General features: G+C 48.6%; 5 protein-coding genes. All 5 read right to left on the bottom strand.

The window, feature by feature from the left end; translation table 11 throughout:
• Nucleotides 1-3,182 (bottom strand): molybdopterin-dependent oxidoreductase (locus L5656_RS09935; protein WP_428849306.1); only part of this gene is annotated, 3,182 nt, incomplete at its 3' end.
• Nucleotides 3,183-3,192: 10 nt separating this feature from the next.
• The gene (gene nrfD, locus L5656_RS09930; protein ID WP_297202518.1) at nt 3,193-4,305 is read right to left on the bottom strand and encodes an NrfD/PsrC family molybdoenzyme membrane anchor subunit; all 1,113 of its coding nucleotides are present in this window, start codon (nt 4,303-4,305) and stop codon (nt 3,193-3,195) included.
• 13 nt (nt 4,306-4,318) lie between these two features.
• Complete coding sequence (locus tag L5656_RS09925) at nt 4,319-5,029, bottom strand: 4Fe-4S dicluster domain-containing protein (RefSeq protein ID WP_297202516.1); 711 nt, start codon at nt 5,027-5,029, stop codon at nt 4,319-4,321.
• Between the two features lie 114 nt (nt 5,030-5,143).
• Nucleotides 5,144-5,797, bottom strand: a complete 654-nt coding sequence (locus L5656_RS09920) for a response regulator (protein WP_297202514.1) — start codon at nt 5,795-5,797, stop codon at nt 5,144-5,146.
• Nucleotides 5,787-6,422: sensor histidine kinase (locus tag L5656_RS09915; protein WP_297202512.1), on the bottom strand; the 636-nt coding region annotated here is incomplete at its 5' end. The genes L5656_RS09920 and L5656_RS09915, both read right to left, overlap by 11 nt.

The following is a 6,422-nucleotide window of genomic DNA, read 5'->3' as shown; positions in this document are numbered from 1 at the left end:
AGCTTGACCAGGGTGTCGTAGAATACGGCACTGCCGCCGGGGAAATCGGTCAAGCACATGTTTTTAAGCACGGGGTCTACCCGCATGGCAGCGTTGGCGTGTACCCCGCGCGCTCTTCGGAGATCTCCCTTTATAACCTTGCCGTCAACTACTATATCGCTAGCTCCATAAGCCCAGTGACCGAAGCCGAGGCTGAAAGCCACTGTGCCCGGCCTTGTCATTTCCGTAATTTTTACCTTACCTACAATCGGCTTCTTAACTCCTTCGGCGATGGGCCAGATGCCTTCTGGATTGCTGGCGGACACTACCTTGACGGTATCCCCGTCTTTTAAGCCTAAGTTTAAGGCATCTTGGGGATGAACCATGAAGAAGTTTTCTTGCATTAGACCGTGTAGCCAGTAGTCTACCATGGTACGGGACTTGGTGTGTACTATCTCCCGGAAGGTAATGAGTTTAAGTCCGTACCCCTCTTTTTCATCTTCCAGCGGCCGGCCGAGGCAATCGAGGTAGGGCTCTAAATAGGTGGCCACTCCCGGGAAGTTTTTGCCGGTCATGCTGTTTTTGGTAAGGGCTGTTTTCTCCTGGAAAATGTTTATTTGCTTATCGTATTTGTTCTTAACCTGAACCCCAGGCGAGAGAGCAGGGTAGTCTTCGAAACGGCCGCCGCGGTTTAGTACATAAATTACTTTTCGCCACCAGGCGCTACCGGCTGCTTTTTCCCAGCGAACCGGGTCAAACACCGTGGTTGGCAAGTGCTGGCGGGCTTTCAAGAATATCTCTACTTCTTTTTGGCTGGCTTCGGGTACCTGGTCGCTTCCGTCTTCCTTATCTCCAAAGGCGAGATTGGCCACCATCTTGAGGTAATAGTCCTCCGGTCTAGTAAGCTTTCCGGCTGAACCCAAGCCTTGGGGTCCGAAGTTGGGTAATCCCAGTTTTTCAGCCAGGGCCAGCAACAAGGCCTCTAAGCTCAGAGGTTGTTCTTCGCCGAATACTTTAACTGTATCGGTTAAAGGAGCCACTACTGGTTGGCGTATGGGCTGTACCTTAGGAAGGACGCTGGGATGGGAACCGTGAAACTCCCAGCGTTCGAGGTACGTAAGGTCCGGGAAAATATAATCCGCATACATGGAAGTTTCCCCTACGGTGATGTCGATGGCCACAAAAAGGGGTAGTTTTTCTGTATTACGCAGTATTTCTATATTGGCATGGCCGGCGGGCAAGGAATATGCAGGCGAGCCCATGTAGAGAAACAGCGCTTTGACCGGATAAGGATAAGAGTCGCCTATAGAAGGGATTATTTCCTGGTAGACGTCGCTGGAAAGGGGATACCAAGGCCTGGTAGAAGGGTAGCCTTTAAACAAGGTGGTGTCTTCATATTTTACCTCGTGGCGAATAATGCTTATACCAAAGGGAGAGAGCTTGCCGGGATTTAGCTCTTTTAGGTTATACGGCTTTCCTTTCTTTTCCCCCAAATGGTCATAGGTTGTGGCTTTTACCATTCCTCCGGCCCAGTTGAAGTTGCCCAGCAATACGTTTACGCACATCCAGGCGAAAACGTTGTAGAACCCGTTAGTATGCTGGGACACGCCGCGGTGCACGTCTACGGCCGCAGCCGTTCCATAGGAGGTTAATTCTTTTGCTACTTCCTCTAGGTCAGCAGGGTTGACTCCGGCAATTTCCGCCCATTGCTCAAAGGATTTTTTACTTGCTTCTTCGTAAAGGAGTTGGAGGGCACTTTTTACCCGGTGGCCGCCTACAGTGGTGTCCACCAGCAGGTCTCCTTCTACTGGGTTATCGGCATCGTTGGGATCGCAGGGTAGGGGCTTGCCCCCAGCCAGGACTACGAAGGGATCAAATTCATATTTTACCTTTTGCCCCTTCACATCTGCTTCTCTAACCTCTTTGGGCCAACCGAGATCCGAACCCCGCAAAAACCTTACCGGATTTCCGTTTTCAATTTTTACTAGCCAAGTAGCATTAGTCCAGGAAGCCTCACCATCGACCTTAGCCGCTGCTTTATTGGCATTGGAAACGTACCTTTCGTTGAAACGCCGGTTGTCGATCATCCACCGGATTATAGCTAGGGCTAAGGCAGCTTCGGTCCCGGGTTTATTGGGCAGCCACTTCCAAGCCTTGGCCGCGGTTTTGGAAAAGCGCGGGTCTATAACCGCATACTTGAGGCGACCGCTGGCCAAGCCCTCGGTTATCCCGGGAATCCGGTGGGATGGCCCGTAGTTGCCTTCAAAGGGCGAGGCTCCAACGAAGAGCACGAAACGAGCATGCTCTAGGTCGGCCTGCCAGTAAAATTTCTGACCGCCCGTCCATTTCATCTTTCCATCGCTTTCACTGAAAACATACTGTTCGCTCATGGCTTTACACAAAAAGTACAGAGAGCCTTGGCAGACGGTAGTATGACCGTGGGTATTAACGGAGCCGAAACCGTCCTGCACAAAGCGCTTGATGAATTCTTCCCTGCCTTTCTTGAGGCGGCCCCACATAAATACCAGCTGGTTGTTTTTGGGTCCCAAATCTGGATGCTCCGGATCTATCAGGACGTCTAAATAGTCCTTATACTTGGTCTTAAACTGGTCTACAGTCAGCTCTTTGCTCCAGATTTTCTTTATATCTTGGCCCATTTCTTTACTCAACTTAGGGTCGCGCAGGGCAAATATCTCCTTAAGACCCGGCACGTAACGGTTTTCCTCTCCGGGTACGTCTTTAAACAGGTACCCGCCGTTTACTATTTCTTCCACGGCCTGTTCAAAGGGAATGGTGACCCACTTGTTCTCCCCACGTTTGCCTGCCCGTTTTAGAACTTTACGTAGGCGGTAAGGATCGTATAAAGTTTGTATACCGGCCTGACCTTTAGGGCATATGGCACCGTCTATTTTGGCTACCTCTTCTAGATCGGAGTGGTAGGGCAAAGGGGGATGCATGGTCCAAGGGTTTAAGGGATTTCCATCGATCTTGACTACAACTCCGTCGTAGATCTTGGCCTTTATTCCACATCCCGTATTGCATTGCAGACAAACGGTGGGTATATGACTTTCCGGCCGGGCCAAAGGATAGTCGCCTCTGCTTTGGGCTTCGGCAACGTTATTAAATGCCTTTTCCACGTTAGAGAGCAAGATGGCCGAACCTCCTAAGAGGGCAGAGGTTTTAAGGAACTGCCGCCGGTTCATAAGCCAACCCTTAGACACTTATTTTCGCCTCCTTATTTTTTTCTCCAGCCAACCCCAAGTACTTGAACTTATACAGGCCCGCCAGCACCACGGCTATCACCAGGCCGCAGAGAAAGACCGTAACCAGCCATTCCCCTATACTGGGAAAGTAGCTGTACGAATAGCGAGGTTCCATAACGGCATTCTCTAGTCCCTTAAGGGACGTTACACTCTGGGGAGGTACCAGGAATAAAAACCTTAGGAAGAAAAGCCCGATTAAAAGTGAGATATATCCTCCTACGGTTTTGGTTCCGGTCGACTGAAGAGGTAACAATAAGACGGTAGGGAGTATGAAGGCTAGCACCACCACTCCTAACCAGAAAGGCCAGGCATAGCGACCTGCCAGTAAGGAACGGGCCGCTTCATAATGTTCCGGGATACCGCTTTTAGCGGCAAGGAAGATCTCGCTAAACTCTAAGAAAGCCGTGAGCAGTAACGAATACAGTATCACTCGCTTAAGCGTTATAAGAAGGGTTTTGTCTTCGGGCCATAGCATGCTGGTTAGGATGGCTAAGGAAGCAGCGCCGGAGGCTATGGCTACGCCTAAAAAGAGGAGGGGTAAGACGGCCGTATTCCACAGGGGTTTGGCTATGCTTAAGGCAAAAAGGGAACTGCTGCTTAGAATAACGGCTAATACTAAAACGATCCCTATAGATGTTACCCCGCTTTTTTCGTCTTCTCCCTTCCGGAAGTTAACATAGTTGGTCCACACCAGAACTATGAAATATAACGTATACAGCCAAACTAGCCAGGCCATAGGAGAAGAAAAGTTAGGTGAAATTAGAGCCCTGTAAAATCTCTCCATATGCCCGAGGTCCAACCAGATGGCCAGCAAGCCCCCTATACAGGTAGCCAGAGCTACAAGGCGCGACAGCCTTTTGGTCTGTTTAATTACGCTTCCTACCAGGAAGGAACCCACAGATATGCTTATAAAGTACAGGTAAGCGCTCACCCAGATTCCCCACGTCACGTAATTACCGTAATTTTCGGCCAAGTGCCCGGAGAAAAGTCGACTGTATAATCCGTAAGAACCTATGGCAAGGGCAATAATGATGATGGCCCAGGGCCAGATTTTCTGTTTCACATGTAAACCCCCTTTACAGTAAATAATAGACACGCGGTTCGGTACCCAAGTGTTCTTTAAGACGCATTACCCGGGGTGAGACTATAAGTTGGGAAACCAGGGTATTTCCATCAGCGTCGCCAAAATAAGTAGCCCGGCCTATACAGCTACTTACGCAAGCCGGAAGAAGACCGTTTTCTACACGGTGAAGGCAGAAATGGCATTTGCGGGCGTTGCCTACGGGAGACCTATTTTTTTGTCTTACCCACCTTTCACCATATTCCCAGGAGGGGGCATTTTCGTAGGGCATAAACTGAGGAGTCTGGTCAGTGTAATATTCACCGAAGTCAAAACTCCGTGCTCCGTAGGGGCAGGCGGTAAGGCAATAACGACAGCCTATGCACTTGTTATAATCGATTACAACTATACCGTCGGCCTGTTTCCATGTTGCCTTTACCGGGCATACCCTCACGCAAGGGGGATTATCACATTGCATACAGGGGCGGGGTAAAAAGCGTCGCCCGATCCGGTTATTTTCTTCCAAGTGTTCTTCCAGAACCGGGCGGTAGGTCACGTTGGGTGGCAAAATATTCTCTGCCTTACAGCTAATAGTACAAGCGTTACATCCCACACATTTTTTAAGGTCAATAACCATAACCCAACGCCGCTTCTCTTTGGGCTTGCGCAGGGCTTCCTCCAGTTGCCGGCGTAAAGCAACAAGAATGTCTACGCTTTCACTAGTCAATCGCAAGACCTCCCTTGGTGTTGCTTGTTCCCGCTATAATTTTAATTCTAACTAGCCTATTCTGAAATTAGGGCAAAGCTGTATTTTGGATTAGGGCAAAACCCTGATCCCTTACTATTTGGACAGGAGGCCTTGCTCTATGGCAAAGCGAACCAATTCTGCCCGGCCCTTGAGTTTCAGCTTTTCCCGGATATTAGCTTTATGGGCTTCCACGGTTTTAATGCTGATCGTTAGTTCCTCAGCAATTTGACGGTTAGTATACCCTAGCGCTACCAGGCGGAGGACTTCCTTTTCTCGTTCGCTCAACTGGTCTGCTTCCTTTTTTGGGGTAACCTGCTTTTCTTCACGGTTAACGACATACTCAACCAGGGTTTTCATAAGAGCAGGATCATAATAGGAGGCTCCTTGGGCTACAGCCCTTATAGCTGAAATCAATTCCGTGTCAGCTGCGCTTTTTAAAATATACCCGGCTGCTCCCCACTCTACTGCCTGGCGCAGGTAAGCCACATCATCGTACATAGTAAGTATTAAAATACGGGTTTTAGTATTTTTGAGTTCTTCCAAGGCTTGAAGTCCTGTCTTAGCAGGCATGTTAAGGTCTAATAATAGCACATCGGGTTTGAGTGTTTTACAGAGTTCTATCGTTTCTTGACCATCTCTAGCTTCTCCTATTACTACCATATCGGGTTGGTTATGGAGCAAAAGTTTTAGACCGCTACGTAAAACAGCATGATCATCGGCTAGCAGTATGCGAATCTTATTTTCCATTTTCCCTGCCCCCTAGAGGTACTTTTATATATATCGTGGTACCCTGTCCAGGAGAAGATTCTATAGTAAAGGTTCCTCCTACCAAGGCAACCCTTTCCTGCATTCCAAATAATCCCAAATACTTTCTTCCCTGTGCTTCGGATAGCACTTCTTCTGGAATAAAGCCACAACCATCGTCTTCAATAATAGCCATAACTTCGCAGTCACGTCTTTCCAGGATTAAGCTCACTTGAGAGGCTCGGGCATGCCGGGCTACGTTTGTTAAAGCTTCTTGTATTACGCGGTAAAGTGTTGTGGCTATCTCTGAGGGAATGGTTTTCCATTCGCCGTACGCCTGGATATCAACTTTAATTTGGTATTTGTGAGCATAATCATGGCAATATCGTTCTACGGCTTCCTTAAGACCTAAGTTATCCAATAAAGAAGGTCGCAATTCGAAGGCCAGCTCACGTAAAATTTGCAAGATATCCCCTGTTAACTTGCGTAATTCCTCTAGCTTTTCTTCCGTTTCTACTCCACCTACAGTTTCTTTAAGTCTTTGCAAGCTGATTATAAGGTAAGTCAAAGATTGGCCCACCTGGTCGTGAAGCTCCCGGGCAATACGCTTGCGCTCTTCTTCCTGAGC

This window comes from Thermanaeromonas sp. (assembly GCF_021890735.1).
Lineage (GTDB): Bacteria > Bacillota > DSM-521 > Neomoorellales > Neomoorellaceae > Thermanaeromonas.
This window is presented reverse-complemented; position numbering and strand designations above follow the sequence as displayed.

What these genes read in the sequence shown, in the direction of transcription:
- L5656_RS09920 (WP_297202514.1), bottom strand. Translation starts at nt 5,797, where the DNA reads ATGGAAAATAAGATTCGCATACTGCTAGCCGATGATCATGCTGTTTTA.